Source organism: Pseudomonas sp. Marseille-Q8238, assembly GCF_965111915.1.
In genome coordinates this window covers 1,704,371-1,722,900 of record NZ_CBCOPI010000001.1, presented here as the reverse complement: position 1 = coordinate 1,722,900, position 18,530 = coordinate 1,704,371, and the positions used below count along the sequence as shown (strand labels likewise).

The following is an 18,530-nucleotide window of genomic DNA, read 5'->3' as shown; positions in this document are numbered from 1 at the left end:
GCTTCATGCGGCAAGCTGCAAGCAAAGCCCGGCGTTATCCGCGTGAACTGAAGCCTGAAGCCTGCGACTGTATTTAAAGGACCGCTTTCGGATAAGAGCCCAGCACCTTGAGCGCCACGGCGTCGCCGTTGATCTTTTCCAGCACGTCCTTGATCAGCGGATCCTTGTGGTGACCGACGAAGTCGATGAAGAACACATAGGTCCACTTGCCGCTACGCGACGGACGGGTCTCGATACGGGTCAGGTCGATGCCGTTGGTATGGAACGGCACCAGCAGCTCGTGCAGCGCGCCCGGCTTGTTGCGCATGGAGATGATGACCGAGGTCTTGTCATCGCCAGTGGGCGGCACTTCCTGGTTGCCGATGATCAGGAAGCGCGTGGAGTTGTCCGGACGATCCTCGATCTTCTCGGCCAGCTTGCTCAACCCGTACAGGCTCGCCGCCATGTCGCCGGCGATGGCAGCGGAGTTCCACTCGCTCTTCACCCGCTTGGCCGCCTCGGCATTGCTCGACACGGCCACGCGCTCGACATTCGGGTAGTGTGCGTCCAGCCACTTGCGGCACTGCGCCAGGGACTGGGCATGGGAATAGATACGGGTGATGCGGTCGGTCTTGGTGGTGTCCCCGACCAGCAGGTGATGGTGGATGCGCAGCTCCACTTCACCACAGATCACCATGTCGTGCTCAAGGAAGCTGTCCAGCGTATGGTTGACCGCACCCTCGGTGGAATTTTCCACCGGCACCACGCCGAAGTTGACCGCGCCCGCCGCTACTTCGCGGAACACTTCGTCGATTGCCGCCATCGGCTGGCTGATCACCGCATGACCGAAGTGCTTGAGTGCCGCAGCCTGGGAGAAGGTACCCTCTGGGCCGAGATAGGCGATCTTCAGCGGTTGTTCCAACGCCAGGCAGGAGGACATGATTTCGCGGAACAGACGCGCCACCTCCTCGTTGTCCAACGGCCCCTTGTTCAGCTCCATGATGTGCTTGAGCACCCAGGCTTCGCGCTCGGGGCGATAGAACACCGGCGCCTCACCTTCTGGCAGCGAGAGCATCTTCACCCGCGCCACTTCCTGGGCACAGCGCGCGCGCTCACTGATCAGCTCGAGGATTTTCTCGTCGAGGTTATCGATGCGCACCCGTAGCGCCTTGAGCTGATCAGCGTCACTCATCAGGCGTGCTCCTTCTCGAACTCCGCCATATAGGCTACCAACACCTCGACCGCATCCAGGCCGGTGGCGTTGTAGATGGAAGCACGCATGCCGCCCACCGAACGATGCCCCTTGAGGTTGAGCAGACCGCGCGCATCGGCACCCGCCAGGAATAGCTTGTCGAGTTTCTCGTCAGCCAGGCGGAACGGCACGTTCATCCACGAGCGGGCATTGTGTGCAATCGGGTTGGTGTAGAAATCGCTGTCGTCGATGGCCGTGTACAGCAGATCCTTCTTCGCCTTGTTGCGCTGCTCGATGGCCGCAACGCCGCCCTGCTCCTTGAGCCACTCGAACACCAAGCCCGAGAGGTACCAGGAGTAGGTCGCCGGGGTGTTGTACATCGAGCCGTTATCGGCAGCGATCTTGTAATTGAGCATGGTCGGGCAGACGCTGCGGGCACGGCCGAGCAAGTCTTCACGCACGATGGTCACCACCAGGCCGCTCGGGCCGATGTTCTTCTGCGCACCGGCATAGATCAGGCCGAACTTGGAAATATCGACTTCCCGCGACAGGATGTCCGAGGACATATCCGCGACCAGCGGGACATCACCGGTCTCAGGAATCCAGTCGAACTGCAAGCCGCCGATGGTTTCGTTGGTGGCGTAATGCACGTAGGCCGCGTCTTTCGACAACTGCCACTCGTTTTGCCCCGGGATGGCGAAATAGTCATAACCCTTGGCGCTGGCGGCGACATTGATAGTGCCGTAGCGACGCGCCTCTTCGATGGCTTTTTTCGACCAGATGCCGGTGTCGACATAGTCGGCGACGCCGTCTTCGGGTAGCAGATTGAGGGCGATCTCGGCGAACTGCTGGCTGGCGCCGCCTTGCAGGAACAGCACCTTGTAGTCCGACGGGATGGACAGCAGGTCGCGCAGGTCCTGCTCGGCCTTCTCGGCGATGGCCACGTATTCGTCGCTGCGGTGGCTCATTTCCATGACGGAAAGACCACGCCCCTGCCAATCGAGCATTTCAGCCTGCGCACGCTCCAGCACGGAGGTAGGGAGCGCCGCTGGACCGGCGCAGAAGTTATGGGCTCGCTTGCTCACGTCACTCTCACTCTTCGTCGTTGCCTGGGGCATCTGCCGGGGCCTCGTCGCCCTCGACTGCCACTGCGTCATCGCCTGCTTCGCCGGCCACATCGTCACCAGCCAGCTCTTCATCTTCTTCATCCGGTGCGGACGGCTCCTGCACACGCTCCAGGCCGACCAGTGTCTCGTCCGCCGCCAGCTTGATCAGGGTCACGCCCTGAGTATTGCGGCTCAGGCTGGAGACCTCATCAACACGGGTACGGACCAGGGTGCCCTGATCGGAAATCAGCATGATCTCTTCGCCGTCCAGCACCTGGATGGCACCGACCAGCTTGCCGTTACGCTCGTTGCTGACCATGGCAATAACGCCCTGACCGCCACGACCACGGCGCGGGTAATCCTCGAGCGGTGTGCGCTTGCCGTAACCACGTGCCGAGGCGGAGAGGATCTGCGCACCGGACTCGGGAATCAGCATGGAAATGATCTGCTGGCCTTCGGCCAGGCGCATACCACGCACACCACGAGCTGTACGGCCCATGGTACGCACCTTGCTTTCCTTGAAGCGGATGACCTTGCCGCCATCGGAGAACATCATCACTTCACGCGCGCCGTCGGTCACGGCAGCAGCGATCAGGGTGTCGCCCTCCTCCAAGCGCAGGGCGATCAGGCCGGAGCTGCGCGGCTTGCTGAACTGCACCAGCGGAGTCTTCTTCACGGTGCCCTTGGCGGTCGCCATGAAGATATAGGTACCGGTAGGCTCGTCAGCACTGTCGTCATCAGCGTCTTCGTCGTCGCCGACTTCTTCGATTTCTTCCGCCTCGACGATGACGCCCTCGATGACGTCGTCGCCCTCGTCACCTTCTGGCGCCTGCTGACGCACGGCTTCCAGATCGACCTGCAGCATCGCGGTGATGCGCTCGCCTTCGTCCAGCGGCAACAGGTTGACCAATGGACGACCACGCGCGGTACGCGAAGCCTCCGGAATCTCGAAGGTGCGCAACCAGTAGACCTTGCCCTTGCTGGAGAACAGCAGCAGCGTGGCGTGGCTGTTGGCTACCAGCAGGTGCTCGATGTAATCCTCGTCCTTCACCCCGGTAGCCGACTTGCCGCGACCGCCACGACGCTGCGCCTGGTAGGCGGCCAGCGGCTGGGACTTGGCGTAGCCACCATGGGAAATGGTGACGACACGCTCTTCCTCGGTGATCAGGTCAGCGATGGTCAGGTCGACCTGCGATGCAACGATCTCGGTACGACGGGCATCGCCGAACTCGGCCTTGACCTTCTCCAGCTCCTCGCGAATCACTTCCATCAGGCGCGTGGCGCTGGTCAGGATGCGGATCAGCTCGCCAATCTGGGTGAGGATTTCCTGGTATTCGGACAGCAGCTTCTCGTGCTCCAGCCCGGTCAGGCGGTGCAGGCGCAGTTCCAGAATGGCCTGAGCCTGTTCCGGCGAGAGGAAATAGCGCCCTTCGCGCAGACCGTATTGCGGATCGAGGTCTTCTGGGCGGCACGAATCAGCACCGGCGCGCTCGACCATGGCCTCCACGGCGCTGGATTCCCAGGCAGTGGCGATCAGGCGTTCCTTGGCCTCGGCCGGGGTCGGCGAGGTCTTGATCAGTTCGATTACCGGGTCGATATTCGACAGGGCAACCGCCTGGCCTTCGAGGATGTGGCCACGCTCACGCGCCTTGCGCAACTCGTAGACGGTCCGGCGGGTCACCACTTCACGGCGGTGACGGACGAACACCTCGAGCATGTCCTTGAGGTTCATGATCCGCGGGCGGCCATCGACCAACGCCACCACGTTGATGCCGAACACACTCTGCAGTTGAGTCTGGGCGTAAAGATTGTTGAGGATCACGTCCGGCACTTCGCCACGACGCAACTCGATGACCACGCGCATGCCGTCCTTGTCGGACTCATCGCGCAGCTCGGTAATGCCCTCGAGTTTCTTTTCCTTGACCAGCTCGGCGATCTTCTCGATCAGACGCGCCTTGTTCAGTTGGTACGGCAGCTCGGTGATGACGATCTGTTGGCGGCCACCGACCTTGTCGATGTCCTCGATCTCGGCGCGGGCACGCATATAAATGCGGCCACGACCGGTGCGGTAGGCCTCGATGATGCCGGCACGACCATTGATAATGCCCGCGGTCGGAAAGTCCGGACCCGGGATGTACTGCATCAGTTCGTCGACGGTGAGGTCCGGGTTGTCGATCAGCGCCAGGCAGCCGTCGATCACCTCACGCAGGTTGTGCGGCGGAATGTTGGTGGCCATGCCCACGGCAATACCGCTGGAACCGTTGACCAGCAGGTTGGGGATCTTGGTCGGCATGACCGCTGGGATCTGCTCGGTGCCGTCGTAGTTGGGCACCCAGTCGACGGTTTCCTTGTCCAGATCGGCCAGCAGCTCGTGAGCCAGCTTGGCCATGCGCACTTCGGTGTATCGCATGGCCGCGGCGTTATCGCCATCCACCGAACCGAAGTTGCCCTGGCCATCGACCAGCATGTAGCGCAGCGAGAACGGCTGGGCCATACGCACGATGGTGTCGTAGACCGCAATATCACCGTGAGGGTGGTATTTACCGATGACGTCACCGACCACACGGGCAGACTTCTTGTACGCCTTGTTCCAGTCGTTGCCCAGTTCGCTCATCGCGAACAGCACACGGCGGTGCACGGGCTTCAGACCGTCACGCGCATCCGGCAGGGCGCGCCCGACGATCACGCTCATCGCGTAGTCGAGATAGGACTGTTTCAGCTCGTCTTCGATATTGACCGGGAGGATTTCTTTGGCCAGTTCGCCCATGAGAAGCCTGGTTCCTTTTTCTGGTGAAACCCCGTCACACCCTTCCTGGGCGGGACCGGAGTCCGCCGTTGTCGCTCTTGCCCAGCAGCGACTCACGACAAATCAACGAGTTAAGCCAACAATTCGCGCTATGGGACGGCCTCCATGAGGCCGCCTGAAAACTGCCGGAGCTTACCACAGTCAGACGCCTCAGACCTACCCCGGAAACGCCCGTCAGTGCAGGCGCTTGCGGCACATGAGTGCCGCCATTTTCGCCGCATCCGGCCGCTCGACGATGCCCTTTTCGGTGACGATCGCATCGATCAGGTCGGCCGGCGTCACGTCGAACACCGGATTGAAGGCATCCACATCAGCCGCCACGCGCTGGCCGCCGACCTCCAGCAGCTCACTGGCGGCGCGCTCCTCGATGGGAATGTCCTCGCCACTTTCCAGCGCCATGTCGATCGTCGAGCTGGGCGCCACCACCATGAAACGCACACCGTGGTGCATGGCGCAGACCGCCAATTGATAGGTACCGATCTTGTTGGCCACATCGCCATTGGCCGTGATCCGGTCCGCACCGACGATGACCCACGTAATGCCACGGGTCTTCATCAGATGCGCTGCCGTCGAGTCAGCATTGATGCACACCGGTACGCCCTCACCCGCCAACTCCCAGGCAGTCAGACGTGAGCCCTGCAGCCAGGGCCGTGTTTCATCGGCATAGACGCGTTCGACCAGGCCCTCCAGATGCGCCGCGCGAATCACCCCCAGCGCCGTGCCGAAGCCGCCGGTCGCCAACGCGCCGGTATTGCAGTGGGTCAGCAGGTTCTGCGGGTTGCCCTGGTGCTTGCGAATCAGCTCCACGCCCAACTGGGCCATGGTCAGGTTGGCCTCACGGTCACTGGCATGGATGCCCGCGGCCTCGGCCTCCAGTACCGCCAGCGCATCGTCACCTGCCTTGAGCCGTTGTAGGCGATCGCGCATGCGCTCCAGCGCCCAGAACAGGTTGACCGCCGTGGGGCGGGACTCCTGCAGCACGGTGAAGTCTTCCTCAAGTGCCACCTGCCAATCGGCATCACCCTCGGCCAGACGCGCACGCACGCCCAGCACCAGGCCGTATGCCGCAGCGATACCGATGGCCGGCGCGCCGCGCACCACCATGTCACGGATGGCCTCAGCCACCTCGGCAGCCGAGTCGTACGCCAGCCAGACTTCCTGCCGTGGCAGCAGGCGCTGGTCGAGCAGATGCAACGTGCCGTCTCGCCATTCGATGGCTTTAACCTTTTCAGCCGCCAGCAATTGCTCGCGCATGGCACACCCCACCTGCAGAAACGAAAAGGCGCGGATTATAGCGAGCCGCGCCCGGTATGGCTCAGTTATACTGCCGCGACCGTCAGCTTGCCCTGGATACCACGCCATGCCCGATCATCGCGCGCCGCTCGACCTATTGCTCCTGCCGACCTGGCTGGTGCCGGTCGAGCCTGCCGGGGTGGTGCTGCGCGAACATGGCCTGGGTATCCGCGATGGCCGCATCGTACTTATCGCCCCCCGCGCCGAGGCCTTGCGCCACACGGCCGCAGAGGTGCGCGAGCTGCCAGATTGCCTGCTCACACCCGGCCTGATCAACGCCCACGGGCATGCCGCCATGACCCTGTTCCGCGGTTTGGCTGACGACCTGCCGCTGATGAGCTGGCTGCAGGACCACATCTGGCCCGCCGAGGCCAAATGGGTCGATGAGACCTTCGTTCACGACGGCACCGAACTGGCTATCGCCGAACAGCTCAAGGGCGGCATCACCTGCTTCTCTGACATGTACTTTTTCCCGGAGATCGCCAGCGAACTGGTGCACAAGAGCGGCATTCGCGCGCAGATGTGCATTCCCGTGCTGGACTTCCCCACGCCGGGCGCGCGCGATGCAGACGAGGCCTTGCGCAAGGGGCTCAAGCAGTTCGACGAACTCAAGCTGCATCCGCGGATCAAGATCGCCTTTGGCCCGCATGCGCCCTACTCGGTCAGCGACGACAAGCTGGAAACCGTGCGCATGCTCGCCGAAGAGCTGGATGCCGGCATCCACATGCACGTGCATGAAACCGCCTTCGAGGTGCAGCAAAGCCTTGACCGGCACGGCGTACGCCCCCTGCAACGCCTGGCCAACCTCGGCCTGCTCGGCCCACGCTTCCAGGCCGTGCACATGACTCAGATCAGCGACGACGACATCGCCCTGCTGGTAGAAAGCAACAGCAGCGTGATCCACTGCCCCGAGTCCAACCTCAAGCTGGCCAGCGGTTTCTGCCCGGTGGAAAAGCTCTGGCAGGCCGGCGTCAACGTCGCCATCGGTACCGACGGTGCCGCCAGCAACAATGACCTCGACCTGCTCAGCGAAACGCGCACCGCCGCACTGCTAGCCAAGGCTGTCGCCGGTAGCGCCACGGCGCTCAATGCACACAGTGCGCTACGCATGGCCACGCTCAACGGTGCCCGAGCGCTGGGCCTGGACGAGCAGATCGGCTCGCTGGAGCTGGGCAAGCTGGCCGACCTGGTCGCATTCGATCTGTCCGGGCTGGCCCAGCAACCGATCTACGACCCGGTTTCACAACTCATCTATGCCGGTGGTCGCAGTTGCGTGCAGCACGTCTGGGTGGGTGGCAAACAACTGCTCGACCAAGGCCGCCTGACCCGCCTGGATGAAGAACGCATCATCGCCACAGCCCGCGCCTGGGGCGCACGCATCGCCGACAAAGGCGCCGCGCTAAAGAATTCGCTTTAAAGGAACGCCACATGAGCAATGTCGATCACGCTGAAATCGCCAAATTCGAAGCCCTCGCCCACCGCTGGTGGGACCGCGAGAGCGAGTTCAAGCCGCTGCATGACATCAACCCGCTGCGCGTCAACTGGATCGACGAGCGCGTGGGCCTGGCCGGCAAGAAGGTGCTCGACGTCGGCTGTGGTGGCGGCATCCTCAGCGAAGCCATGGCTCAGCGCGGCGCCACGGTAACGGGCATCGACATGGGCGAGGCGCCACTGGCCGTTGCCCAGTTGCACCAACTGGAGTCAGGGGTGAACGTCGAGTACCGGCAGATCACCGCCGAAGCCCTGGCCGAGGAAATGCCCGGCCAATTCGACGTGGTCACCTGCCTGGAAATGCTCGAGCACGTGCCCGACCCATCCTCGGTGATCCGCGCCTGCTACCGCATGGTCAAGCCTGGTGGCCAGGTGTTCTTCTCCACCATCAACCGCAACCCCAAGGCCTACCTGTTCGCCATCATCGGCGCCGAATACGTCATGAAGCTGCTGCCACGCGGCACCCATGACTTCAAGAAGTTCATCCGTCCCTCGGAGTTGGGCGCCTGGAGCCGCGCAGCCGGCCTGCAGGTCAAGGACATCATCGGCCTGACCTACAATCCGATCACCAAGCACTACAAGCTGGCCGCCGATGTCGACGTCAACTACATGATCCAGACCCTTCGCGAGGAGTGAGGCGCATGCGTTTGCGAGCAGTACTTTTCGACATGGACGGCACCCTGCTCGACACGGCGCCGGACTTCATCGCCGTCTGCCAGGCCATGCGCCTGGATCGTGGCCTGGAGCCACTGGACAACACCCTGATTCGTGACCAGATCTCCGGCGGTGCCCGCGCCATGGTGGCCGCCACCTTCGCCATCGACCCTCAAGCCGAAGGTTTCGAAGCCCTGCGCCAGGAGTTTCTCGAGCGCTACCAGAGCCACTGCGCGGTATTCAGCAAGCTTTTCGACGGCATGCCGGCCCTGCTCGAGGATATCGAGCAGGCCAAGCTGCTGTGGGGCGTGGCGACCAACAAGCCCGTGTGCTTTGCCGAGCCGATCATGCAGCAACTGGGCCTGGCCACCCGTTCGGCCGTGCTGGTCTGCCCGGACCATGTCTCCCGCAGCAAACCGGACCCGGAAATGCTCCTGCTGGCCTGCGAAAAGCTCGGCATCCAGCCTGGCGAGGCGTTGTTCGTCGGCGATGACTTGCGCGATATCGAGTCCGGCCGCGCGGCTGGCTGCAAAACCGCCGCCGTGACCTATGGCTACATCCACCCGGACGACAACCCGCGCCACTGGGGAGCCGACGTGGTGGTCGACCACCCACAGGACCTGCGCGCCGTGCTCGACCGAGCACTGTGCAGCTGCTGAGTGCCCGCATGTTCAGCTACCTCACCCTGGGCTCCAATGACCTCCAGCGCAGCATGACCTTTTACGATGCAGCTCTGGCCCCGCTAGGCCACGTGCGCTGCGTGACAGGCGAAGACGGCTGGCAGGGCTGGGCCGGCTGGGGGACGTATCGAGATGACGGACGAGAGCAGCTGGCCCTGTGGTTATGCCAGCCCTTCAATGGCGCCCCAGCCAGCGCTGGCAACGGCAGCATGATTGCCCTCCAGGCGGATAGCTGGCAGGCCGTGCGGGCCTTTCACCAGGCGGCCCTGGCTCACGGCGGTCAGTGTGAAGGTCCCCCTGGCTTGCGTCCGCACTACAGCGATGACTTCTACGCCGCCTATGTGCGCGACCCCGACGGCCACAAGCTCGCCGTCGTCTGCCGCGGCTTTACTGGCGAGCACCAGCAGACGCCTTTTCCCTAATCCATCTTCATTTCAGCGAGACTCTTCCATGTTCGACTACGCCCCCCGCCCCGACCTGCTGCAAGGCCGAGTGATTCTCGTCACCGGCGCTGGCCGCGGCATCGGCGCCGCAGCCGCCAAGGCCTTCGCCGCTCACGGTGCCACGGTATTGCTGCTGGGCAAGACCGAGGCCAATCTGAGCCAGGTGTATGACGAAATCGAAGCGGCTGGCCACCCGCAACCGGCCGTCATCCCGTTCAACCTGGAAACCGCACTGCCCCATCAGTACGACGAACTCGCCGCCATGCTGGAAGGTGAATTCGGCAAGATCGACGGCCTGCTGCACAACGCCTCCATCGTCGGGCCACGCACTCCGCTGGAGCAGTTGTCCGGTGACAACTTCATGCGCGTCATGCAGGTCAACGTCAACGCCATGTTCATGCTGACCAGCACCCTGCTGCCGCTGCTCAAGCTCTCCGAGGACGCCTCGGTGGTCTTCACCTCGAGCAGCGTCGGGCGCAAGGGTCGTGCGTACTGGGGCGCTTATGCGGTGTCCAAGTTCGCCACCGAAGGGCTGATGCAGGTCATGGCCGATGAAGTGGAGGACATCACCAACGTCCGCGCCAATAGCGTCAACCCTGGAGCCACGCGCACCAGCATGCGCGCCCAGGCCTACCCGGGGGAAAACCCGGCAAACAACCCGCCCCCCGAGGCCATCATGCCGGTCTACCTGTACCTGATGGGTCCGGACAGCAAGGGCGTCAACGGCCAGGCCTTCGACGCACAATAACGACCATGAACGCCGCCGGTTTTCCGGCGGCGCAGCGCAAGACGGCATCAAATTGCCACCACGACCCTCATCTTCCTGGCAAAAAACTGCCACCCCACCCTCGCGACAACCCAGTAACCATTTGAATTAAAAGGACTTAAACCAATTGGCACGAAATTAGCTCTATCTCGATATCACAGCGCCTAGCGCCAGAGGTTGAGCTTCATGGTCACGCACACCCACTCCAACACCATTGATTTCGATGCCGCCAAGCTGCAGCGCCTGGGTTACGCCAACCGCGTACCACAGCCCCTGAAGCCGATCAGCGCTGCCCAGTTGCGCCAGCAGTTGAGCTTGCAGCTGCAAACCTCGCTGGAAGTGGAACGCATCCTTGAGCTGTTCTTCCAACAGGTTCAGCGCCTGGTGCCCCTGAATACCCTGAGCTATCAGTTGGCCTCCTGCGACCTGCGTCTGGAACTGGGCGAGCGCGCCAATCATTCGGCAGGCTATCGCCTGAGCCACGAAGGTGAATACCTGGGTGAGCTGGTCTTTCGGCGCAGCTATCGTTTCAGCGAAGAGGAGCTTGGCCAACTGGAGTCACTGTTGGCCAGCCTGCTCTTCCCGCTACGCAATGCCCTGCTCTACCGTGCAGCCCTGCAGATCGCCCTGCGCGACCCACTGACCGAGACCGGTAACCGCGTCGCCATGACCCAGGCCCTGCAACGCGAAACCGACCTTGCACGCCGCACCCTGCAACCGCTGTCGGTGCTGATGCTCGATCTCGACCACTTCAAACAGGTCAACGACAACTATGGTCATTTGACGGGTGATGAAGTACTCAAGGCCGTCGCCGCTGCGCTGAAGAACAGCCTGCGCAACATCGACATGGTGTTTCGCTACGGCGGTGAAGAATTCATGGTACTGCTCTCCAATACCTCCCGCGAAGCCGCAGGCATGGTCGGCGAACGCCTGCGCATGGCCGTGCAGGAACTTCAGTACGTGGTAGAGAATCAGGCCATCGAGTTGTCGATCAGCCTGGGTTGCGCCACCCTGCTGCCAGGTGAGTCACCAGAAAGCCTGCAACGCCGCGCCGACAACGCCCTGTACATCTCCAAGCGTGAAGGTCGCAATCGCCTGTCGATGGCGGGCTGACAGCCAGTTTCTCCAGTAACGCCTGTCTGCTGTAACTCATACCGGCCCTTATCGATACGGATAGGGCCGCGTCGCTGCTCCGTCCTGCCCCCATCTATCGCGCTGCCAGAAATGGCGCAGCAGTTGCTGCATTGCAGGATGAACGTCGCCTAACTGCTCACCTATTTCACCTATCTGTCCGGCGCACCTGATGCTCGGTGTGCTCCTTCGGTGCGCGCGGCGCACCCCACGACAGAGCAGCATCCCTGCGGCAATGGCTCACAGATACGCGCCCATAAAAAAGCCCCGCACAAAGGCGGGGCAGAAAAGGAGCATTTCAGTAAGCGTCTTGCGGTACTGCGTCTTGCTTAGAAGGCGTACTGGGCGCGAACCACGAAACCATCACCGCTATCATCACGGGCAGCTGCCGAGTTGATCACGCCATCAGACTTGGCCTTGACGTAGGTGGCGCTGATTTTCACGGCTTCGTTGGCGTACCAGTTCACACCCAGGTTGTGGGTTTTCAGGTCTACGTCACCCACGGCGCGGGTGGCAGTTGCCACGACGACGGTGTCGTCTTCCACGGTGAAGTCATCGTAGCGGTAGAACACTTCCCAGGCGCCGATTTGCTTGTTGGACGGCTTGATCGCATCAAACTTGCCCAATTTATAGATGCGCGGCTCACCGGTCAGGGTGTAGGCAGCCTGTACGTAGAAGCCATCAGCCTTACGGTCGGCGATCGCATCGTCAGCCTTCAGCTTGCGCTGCAGGTATTCGCCTTGCAGGGACAGTGGACCCATGGCCCAGGCTGCCTCGAGACCCCATGCAGTGTCGGTATCCCATGCATCCTTGTTCAGGTCCTGTGCGCCGATGCTGATGCGGTTGCCGTTGGTGCCGGCATCGTTACCACCTTCGGTTGCCACGCCACGCATGCCCAGACGGGTACGGAAGCGCGAGTCGTAGTTGGAAACGCCAGCGTCACGACGGGCATAGTTGAGGCCGAAGTGCAGGACGTTGCCATCGGCATGCAGCGGTGCGAATACGGCACGGGCGTTGAGCTGCTTGGTGCTCTCGCCATGCTCGTCGTTGGCATCCTTGGCGGTGATACCGGCGGAACCGTACAGGGATTCGCCAACGTTGCCGGAGAACTGGATGCCCAGGCCGCCGTCGTGGTTGTTGACCCACTCCATCAGGTCATAACCGATGTTGCGCTCAGGCGCGGTAACCCACTTGGAGCTAGTGGCTTTTTCCAGGCCGAACTCAGGGTCGAAACGACCAACCTTGATGGTCAGCGGATTGAAGCCGGTGTAGGCCAGCGACGCTTCGTCGAAGTAACCGTCGTTCGACTTGTCGCTACCGCCGGAGTTGTGCGACAGGTCGTAGTTGATCTGGTATTTCCAGTCGGTGAACATCACGCCGCCCACTTCCAGGAAGGCGCGGCGGAAATAAGCAGCGTCAGCTGCGTCGCCGTCTTTGGTGTACAGGCCATCGAAGGTGCTGTAGTCAGCTTGTACGCGACCGCCAATCTTGAAGCCGAAGGCCTTGTCGGTAGTAGCGACTTCCAGGCCGCCCTTGGTCTTGATCACGATATCGGCACCGTCGGTGCTGACGGTACCGGCGAAAGCCTGGGCGGAAATGGCCAGAGCCAGGGCGCTGGTGGCAAAACCGGCGAAGTGCTTACGGATCATTCGAAGATTCCCCTAATTGGTCTTTAGCGTTGGAAACACGCGGGCAAGTGCCAGCGGTGTTGGAGGGGAATCTTGGCGATGGGTTATTTCAGCGCGGTTTCTTTTATATGAAAGTTCGATGACAGAGGAACTTTTTAGTCCGAAGTCGAATAACTGCGTTGACACGCCACAACGCGCGCCTTGCCAACAGCAATAGCCGGGCGCGACAAGGGCGAGTTACAGCAGGTGGGATAATGCAAGACAGGATCGGGCGATCGGCGTGAGAGCTGCTATGCAACCCGGATCAACACGCGATGACGAAACGAGCAGCCATGTGCCGTTTCGCCATTTTTTGCAGTAATTTTCAGCAACCAGGCAGGACAGAGGGTGTCCTGCCTTCAGACTCAGCGCTTGCGCAGAATCACGCTGCCGATGGAGTAACCCGCGCCAAACGAGCTGAGCACACCCAGCGAGCCGCTCGGCAGGTCATCCTGGTGCTTGTGGAAGGCAATCACCGAACCGGCCGAACTGGTGTTGGCGTAGGTATCTAGAATCACCGGTGCCTCGCCTTCCTCGGCATCACGGCCCAGCAGCTTGCGAGCAATGAGCAGGTTCATGTTGAGGTTGGCCTGGTGCAACCAGAAACGTTTCACCTCGCCCACCTCGAGCTCGTTTTCCTGCAGGTGCGCGGCAATCAGCTCGGCAACCATCGGGCAGACATCACGAAACACCTTGCGACCTTCCTGCACGAACAACTTGTCCGGCGCACCGATGCCCTCTTCCGCCGCACGGTTGAGGAAACCGAAGTTGTTGCGGATGTTGTTGGAGAACTGGGTCAGCAGCTTGGTGCCGACTATGTCCCACTGGTAGCTGGAGGTGGCCTGATCGGCCCGCTCGATGATCACCGCCGTGGCGCCATCACCAAAGATGAAGTGACTGTCACGATCACGGAAGTTCAGGTGCCCGGTACAGATCTCCGGGTTGACCATCAGAATCGCCCGGGCCTGGCCGGTCTGCACCGCCGTGACGGCAGCCTGGATACCGAAGGTGGCGGAAGAACAGGCCACGTTCATGTCGTAGCCCCAGCCCTGGATGCCCAGTGCCGCTTGTACTTCGATGGCCACGGCCGGGTAGGCACGCTCCAGGTTGGAGCAGGCGACGATCACGCCATCGATATCGGCAACGGTCCTGCCCGCTCGCTCCAGTGCCTGCTTGGCGGCCTCTACGGCCATCTGGCAGAGAATGCCCCACTCGTCATTGCTGCGCTGAGGCAGGCGCGGTGTCATGCGTTGCGGGTCGAGAATGCCAGCCTTGTCCATCACGTAGCGGCTCTTGATGCCGGATGCCTTCTCGATGAAAGCCACGCTGGACTCGCTCAGCGCTGCGACCTCGCCTCGCTCGATCGCAGCGGCGTTGTCGCTGTTGAATTGCTGCACATAGGTATTGAAGGAGTGCACCAGTTCTTCGTTGGAAATGCTGTTTGGCGGGGTATACAGGCCAGTGCCACTGATTACGGCGTTGTGCACGGGGCGTTCCTCTTGTTCGGGGTCGCGCGCGACCTGGTGTGCGTTGAGCCCACGCCAGTCGGCGTCGGGTATAAATTCGTCATCTGGCTAAAACGGCAGGGCCTTGGCAGAGGTGCTGCCCGCTTTCAAGCCGTAGAGTTTGCCACAGCCGGAAGCCGTCGTCCGCTTGTCCAGCAAGGGCATAAGGCTTGTTTCGCTGATCAGAGAAGATGCTATGTGCTCGCAGAAAGGCACAGATATGTCGCAATAAACTGGGGAAAATGTCAGCAACATCTGCAAGAAGCCACTTAAGTGGCTGTTTTGGTCGTTCATGGGCAACAGCAAATGGGAGGCGCTCCTGCTGCCCGGCGCTGTAATCGAGCAACGACTGCGATTACAGTCCGCTCTTTACCCAGCAATGGACTAATCCATGGCCTTGCATACCTGGCTCATCTACCTTGTCGCCGTGATTGGCCTGTCGTTGACACCCGGCCCGAATGGGCTGCTTGCCCTGACCCATGGCGCGCTATACGGCCACCGCCGCACCCTGTGGACCGTGGCCGGTGGCGTTAGCGGCTTCGTGGCCCTGATTGCCCTGTCGATGTTCGGCATCAGTGCCCTGCTCAAAGCATCGGCCAGCGCACTGATCGTGCTCAAGCTGGCAGGTGGCGCCTACCTGATCTGGCTGGGCATCCAGCTCTGGCGCTCGCCGCCGATCCACATGACCACAGTGACCACTGCCCCCCTGAAACCTGGCCAACAGCTCTTTCGCCAGGGTTTGTTGTCGGCCATCTCCAACCCCAAGGTGATCCTATTCTATGGCGCCTTCCTGCCGCAGTTTCTCGACCCCAAGGCTGATCTGTTGCTGCAATTCGTGGTCATGGCGCTGACCTTCGCTATCGTCGAGGGCTTCGTCGAGTACCTGCTGGCCCGCCTCGCCCACCGCGTACGCCCCTGGCTGGAACGCAGCGGCAGAGGCTTCAACCGCTGCTGCGGCGGCCTGTTCGCACTGATGGGCGCGGCATTGCCGATAACGCGGTAGGCTCTGTTGACGTGTCGGCCTGAATAGCCGGTTCGAGGCAGTTGCGGACATTCGGCTTTTGCGTTTCATGACACTCTGGTTGGTGGGCTGAAGCCCACCCTACAGGATCATACCCCGCGTAGGGTGGGCTTCAGCCCACCAATTGAGGTATCCGCTTGTGCCTCAAAGAGGCCCATTCGAATGGCTAGGCTGGAACGATATTTCCATCCGCTTCGATGAGGTAAAGCGAAACGTCAACCGTCCCTGGTCGCGCGCCTCAGAAGAACTGCGAAACACTCATCTTGATATTGCGCCCAACACCCGAGACGGACTCGCCCAGGTACGGGTAGTACTCGCGATTGAACAGGTTATCCACGGTCACACGGGCCTCGAAGCCCTTCACCTGCTTGGGCTGCCAGCTGGCGAACAACCCGTGCAGCGCGTAGCCCTGAGTCTTGGGCAGGCCCCAGCCCGTTGCCAGCGGGTCATCATCCACGGGCGAACGGTCCTGCCGGCGAACGAAGTTACCGGTCCAGCCCAACGCCATGTCTATTTCCGGCACCTTCACACCCAGGGTCGCCACAGCCTTGCGCGGCGGGATCTCGGCGATCCAGGTTTCCGGCCCCCACGGGTTACGCGGCGACGCATCCCGCTGACCACGGATGTAGGACACCGACAGGCTGCCGAACACCCGCGAGCTGTCATAGAAGGACTCAACCTCAATACCCTCGATGGTGTAGCCGGGTAGGTTGCGGTAGTTGGTCAACGGTTGTGGACGGCAGATACCGTTATTGGCGCCACTGGGGATCTGCTCGACACAGGAAATACCGGTGCGTTTGAAGATCTCGTCCTTGCCACGGTTCTGGAACAGTGTGGTACGGACCTGCACGTTATCGCTATCGACCACTAGCCCTTCGAAGTCGACGATGCTGCCCACCCGGATGCCCCGAATGCGCTCGGGGTCCAGGTTGCGGCTGGTGGCCGGCACACTGCTGATAGCGCTCTGGACTTCGTAGAGTTCATCGATCAACGGCGCACGCCAGGTCTTGCTGACATCGGCGAAGAACGCCAGGTTGTCGGTGGCGGTCCAGAAAATTCCCAGGCGTGGCGACCAGCCGGTATAGGTCACGCTGCTGTAGTCATGGCCAACTGCCGGATTGGGATTGTTGTAACGCGACGCCAGGTTGGGCTCTCCTTTGCTCAACACCTGGTCATAACGCAGCGCCGGGGTGATGGTGACGGAGCCGATGGTCAACGCATCCTGGATGTAGCCGCTGCGGGTTTCCTGTTCACCCGATGGCATGTAATACGGCTGGTAGAAGCCGTAGTTGTAGGTGGCATCCTTCTTCTTGCCCAGGTCGTTCATCAAGGTGTCGCGCTTATGACCGTGCCACTGCATGCCGACGGTCAGGACATGGTCGAAAATGCCATCGGCAAAGCGGCTTTCGTTCTTCACCTCAGCCAGGCGGTCGGTGTAATTGACCCAGCTCTCGTTGCCCAGCGATGCCGCGAATACCGTGCTGGCAGTGTCCGGGCGCTTGTCGTTCTGGTCGGTCTTCGAATAGGCGAAACTGGCAGTCAGGTTGACCCACTGGTTATCCAGCGGCGCATAGTTCCATTTCAGCGAGTAGTTCTCGTCCTTCTGATCGCGATAGACCAGTTTGCGTTTCCAGGCGCCATCGAGTCCGTATTTCGCGATTTCCGCCGCCGTCGGCGCAGCCATTTCGTCACGCTTGGCGGCGAAAGGCTCCCAGGCCTTGCTGCCGGACTGCATGGCGGAAAAGGTGAACACGTGCTCGTCGTTCAGGCGCAGATTGCTCTTGTAGAGGAAGGCATCCAGGCTGTTGGACGAGTACTCGAAACGGGTGCCATTGGGCCGTTCGATGTTGTCACCCTCGCGCCCGTTGACGAATAGCAGGGCATCGAACATGCGGCTGGGCGTTTGCCCATAGACCGCGCCACTGTAGATGTTCTGCCGGTCATTGGTGTGGTAGCCGTACTTGAGGAATGCGCCGATGTTGCGCCCATCCTGCAGCAGGTCCTCGGGGTCCTTGGTGTCGACCTTGATCACCCCACCGAACCCACCGTTGCCGTACAAGGTGTTGTGCGGCCCCTTGTCGACTTCGACGTTCTTGATCAGCTCCGGCTCGATGAACACCGAACCCTGGCGGTATTTCTCGAAGCCCTTGGGCGCGCCGTCGAGGATGACCTTGACGTCTTCCACGTCGCCCATTCCCCAGATATTCAAGGTCTGGCCGCCCGGCCGGGGCGAACCGCTGGAGCTGACGCCCGGCAAGGTATCGAGCAATGCCGCGATGTTGTCCGCCTGTTGTCGGTCGATGTCCTTCTGGGTCAACACCGAGCGCCCCGCCGTACTGCTGTCGATCACACTGCCCATGATGGTGGTGCTACCCAGGGCCATGACATTCTCGCCGCCGCTACTGGCTTCCTGGTGACGACGAATCACGAAGCCGTCGCCCGCCTCGACCAACTCCAGCCCCGAGCCAGCGAGCAACCGCGTGAGCGCCTCACGGGCAGTGAACTCACCAGACAACGCCGGTGCCCGCAAGCCGCGCAATTGCGCTTCATCGAACAGGATCTGCAACTGGCTCTGCTGGGCCATGGCCGTCAGTGCATTGGCCATCGGCTGCGCCGGCAAGTTGAAGGTAAAGGCCTCGGCCATGACCGAGCCACTCAGCAACAGGGCGCTGAGAGCACTGCTGGCGCAGAGGTGGCGTAAGGCGAAACGGGTGTTGCGGGTTTTCATCCAAATCTCCCAGGGTGATAAACCGCTCATGCGTGAGGCGGACACCTGGAAGACGCAGAGAATGGAAT

Annotated in this window: 14 protein-coding genes; 7 read left to right on the top strand and 7 right to left on the bottom strand. The window is 61.7% G+C overall.

The genetic code is table 11. The features are described 5' to 3' along the window. Positions 1-73: 73 nt before the first annotated feature. The 4 genes from pheA to mtnA form a co-directional block, all read right to left on the bottom strand. On the bottom strand, positions 74-1,171 hold the full coding sequence (gene pheA, locus ACWPW0_RS07975) for a prephenate dehydratase (protein WP_447590750.1): 1,098 nt from the start codon (positions 1,169-1,171) through the stop codon (positions 74-76). After that, positions 1,171-2,256 (bottom strand): 3-phosphoserine/phosphohydroxythreonine transaminase, encoded by a 1,086-nt coding sequence (gene serC, locus ACWPW0_RS07970; RefSeq protein ID WP_454254971.1) that lies wholly within the window; start codon positions 2,254-2,256, stop codon positions 1,171-1,173. Before serC ends, pheA begins: the two co-directional genes overlap by 1 nt. Positions 2,257-2,263: 7 nt before the next feature. Then, positions 2,264-5,044, bottom strand: a complete 2,781-nt coding sequence (gene gyrA / locus ACWPW0_RS07965) for a DNA gyrase subunit A (RefSeq protein WP_454254970.1) — start codon at positions 5,042-5,044, stop codon at positions 2,264-2,266. 213 nt (positions 5,045-5,257) lie between these two features. Next, entirely contained in the window at positions 5,258-6,337 is a 1,080-nt protein-coding gene (gene mtnA, locus ACWPW0_RS07960) for an S-methyl-5-thioribose-1-phosphate isomerase (RefSeq protein WP_447590745.1), read from the bottom strand. A 106-nt stretch (positions 6,338-6,443) separates the two neighbouring features. On the opposite strand from mtnA, the gene ACWPW0_RS07955 reads away from it, so the two are divergent. The 6 genes from ACWPW0_RS07955 to ACWPW0_RS07930 all read left to right on the top strand — a co-directional run bounded on the left by ACWPW0_RS07955 (position 6,444) and on the right by ACWPW0_RS07930 (position 11,523). Beyond that, complete coding sequence (locus ACWPW0_RS07955) at positions 6,444-7,793, top strand: TRZ/ATZ family hydrolase (protein WP_454254969.1); 1,350 nt, start codon at positions 6,444-6,446, stop codon at positions 7,791-7,793. Between the two features lie 11 nt (positions 7,794-7,804). Further along, positions 7,805-8,503: a bifunctional 2-polyprenyl-6-hydroxyphenol methylase/3-demethylubiquinol 3-O-methyltransferase UbiG gene (gene ubiG, locus ACWPW0_RS07950; RefSeq protein WP_447590741.1), complete on the top strand. Its 699-nt coding sequence runs from the start codon at positions 7,805-7,807 to the stop codon at positions 8,501-8,503. A gap of 5 nt (positions 8,504-8,508) precedes the next feature. Then, positions 8,509-9,180: an N-acetylmuramic acid 6-phosphate phosphatase MupP gene (gene mupP, locus ACWPW0_RS07945; RefSeq protein WP_454254968.1), complete on the top strand. Its 672-nt coding sequence runs from the start codon at positions 8,509-8,511 to the stop codon at positions 9,178-9,180. An 8-nt stretch (positions 9,181-9,188) separates the two neighbouring features. Further along, a complete protein-coding gene (locus ACWPW0_RS07940; RefSeq protein WP_454254967.1) occupies positions 9,189-9,623 on the top strand; it encodes a VOC family protein in 435 nt (144 codons plus the stop codon). A gap of 28 nt (positions 9,624-9,651) precedes the next feature. After that, positions 9,652-10,392: a YciK family oxidoreductase gene (locus ACWPW0_RS07935; protein ID WP_454254966.1), complete on the top strand. Its 741-nt coding sequence runs from the start codon at positions 9,652-9,654 to the stop codon at positions 10,390-10,392. A gap of 204 nt (positions 10,393-10,596) precedes the next feature. Continuing rightward, positions 10,597-11,523, top strand: a complete 927-nt coding sequence (locus ACWPW0_RS07930; RefSeq protein WP_447590734.1) for a GGDEF domain-containing protein — start codon at positions 10,597-10,599, stop codon at positions 11,521-11,523. Between the two features lie 347 nt (positions 11,524-11,870). On the opposite strand, the gene ACWPW0_RS07925 is transcribed toward ACWPW0_RS07930, so the two are convergent. Together ACWPW0_RS07925 and ACWPW0_RS07920 are read right to left on the bottom strand one after the other, a co-directional pair. Beyond that, positions 11,871-13,190: an OprO/OprP family phosphate-selective porin gene (locus tag ACWPW0_RS07925; protein ID WP_447590732.1), complete on the bottom strand. Its 1,320-nt coding sequence runs from the start codon at positions 13,188-13,190 to the stop codon at positions 11,871-11,873. A gap of 383 nt (positions 13,191-13,573) precedes the next feature. Next, the gene (locus ACWPW0_RS07920) at positions 13,574-14,695 is read right to left on the bottom strand and encodes a beta-ketoacyl-ACP synthase III (RefSeq protein ID WP_447590730.1); all 1,122 of its coding nucleotides are present in this window, start codon (positions 14,693-14,695) and stop codon (positions 13,574-13,576) included. Positions 14,696-15,104: 409 nt separating this feature from the next. On the opposite strand from ACWPW0_RS07920, the gene ACWPW0_RS07915 reads away from it, so the two are divergent. Then, the gene (locus ACWPW0_RS07915; protein ID WP_454254965.1) at positions 15,105-15,716 is read left to right on the top strand and encodes a LysE family translocator; all 612 of its coding nucleotides are present in this window, start codon (positions 15,105-15,107) and stop codon (positions 15,714-15,716) included. Positions 15,717-15,972: 256 nt separating this feature from the next. Here ACWPW0_RS07915 and ACWPW0_RS07910 read toward each other — a convergent pair whose 3' ends face one another. Further along, a complete protein-coding gene (locus ACWPW0_RS07910; RefSeq protein WP_454254964.1) occupies positions 15,973-18,462 on the bottom strand; it encodes a TonB-dependent hemoglobin/transferrin/lactoferrin family receptor in 2,490 nt (829 codons plus the stop codon). Between the last annotated feature and the right edge of the window lie 68 nt (positions 18,463-18,530).

What these genes read in the sequence shown, in the direction of transcription:
- pheA (WP_447590750.1), bottom strand. Translation starts at nt 1,171, where the DNA reads ATGAGTGACGCTGATCAGCTCAAGGCGCTACGGGTGCGCATCGATAAC.
- gyrA (WP_454254970.1), bottom strand. Translation starts at nt 5,044, where the DNA reads ATGGGCGAACTGGCCAAAGAAATCCTCCCGGTCAATATCGAAGACGAG.
- mtnA (WP_447590745.1), bottom strand. Translation starts at nt 6,337, where the DNA reads ATGCGCGAGCAATTGCTGGCGGCTGAAAAGGTTAAAGCCATCGAATGG.
- ACWPW0_RS07955 (WP_454254969.1), top strand. Translation starts at nt 6,444, where the DNA reads ATGCCCGATCATCGCGCGCCGCTCGACCTATTGCTCCTGCCGACCTGG.
- ubiG (WP_447590741.1), top strand. Translation starts at nt 7,805, where the DNA reads ATGAGCAATGTCGATCACGCTGAAATCGCCAAATTCGAAGCCCTCGCC.
- mupP (WP_454254968.1), top strand. Translation starts at nt 8,509, where the DNA reads ATGCGTTTGCGAGCAGTACTTTTCGACATGGACGGCACCCTGCTCGAC.
- ACWPW0_RS07940 (WP_454254967.1), top strand. Translation starts at nt 9,189, where the DNA reads ATGTTCAGCTACCTCACCCTGGGCTCCAATGACCTCCAGCGCAGCATG.
- ACWPW0_RS07935 (WP_454254966.1), top strand. Translation starts at nt 9,652, where the DNA reads ATGTTCGACTACGCCCCCCGCCCCGACCTGCTGCAAGGCCGAGTGATT.
- ACWPW0_RS07930 (WP_447590734.1), top strand. Translation starts at nt 10,597, where the DNA reads ATGGTCACGCACACCCACTCCAACACCATTGATTTCGATGCCGCCAAG.
- ACWPW0_RS07925 (WP_447590732.1), bottom strand. Translation starts at nt 13,190, where the DNA reads ATGATCCGTAAGCACTTCGCCGGTTTTGCCACCAGCGCCCTGGCTCTG.
- ACWPW0_RS07915 (WP_454254965.1), top strand. Translation starts at nt 15,105, where the DNA reads ATGGCCTTGCATACCTGGCTCATCTACCTTGTCGCCGTGATTGGCCTG.
- ACWPW0_RS07910 (WP_454254964.1), bottom strand. Translation starts at nt 18,462, where the DNA reads ATGAAAACCCGCAACACCCGTTTCGCCTTACGCCACCTCTGCGCCAGC.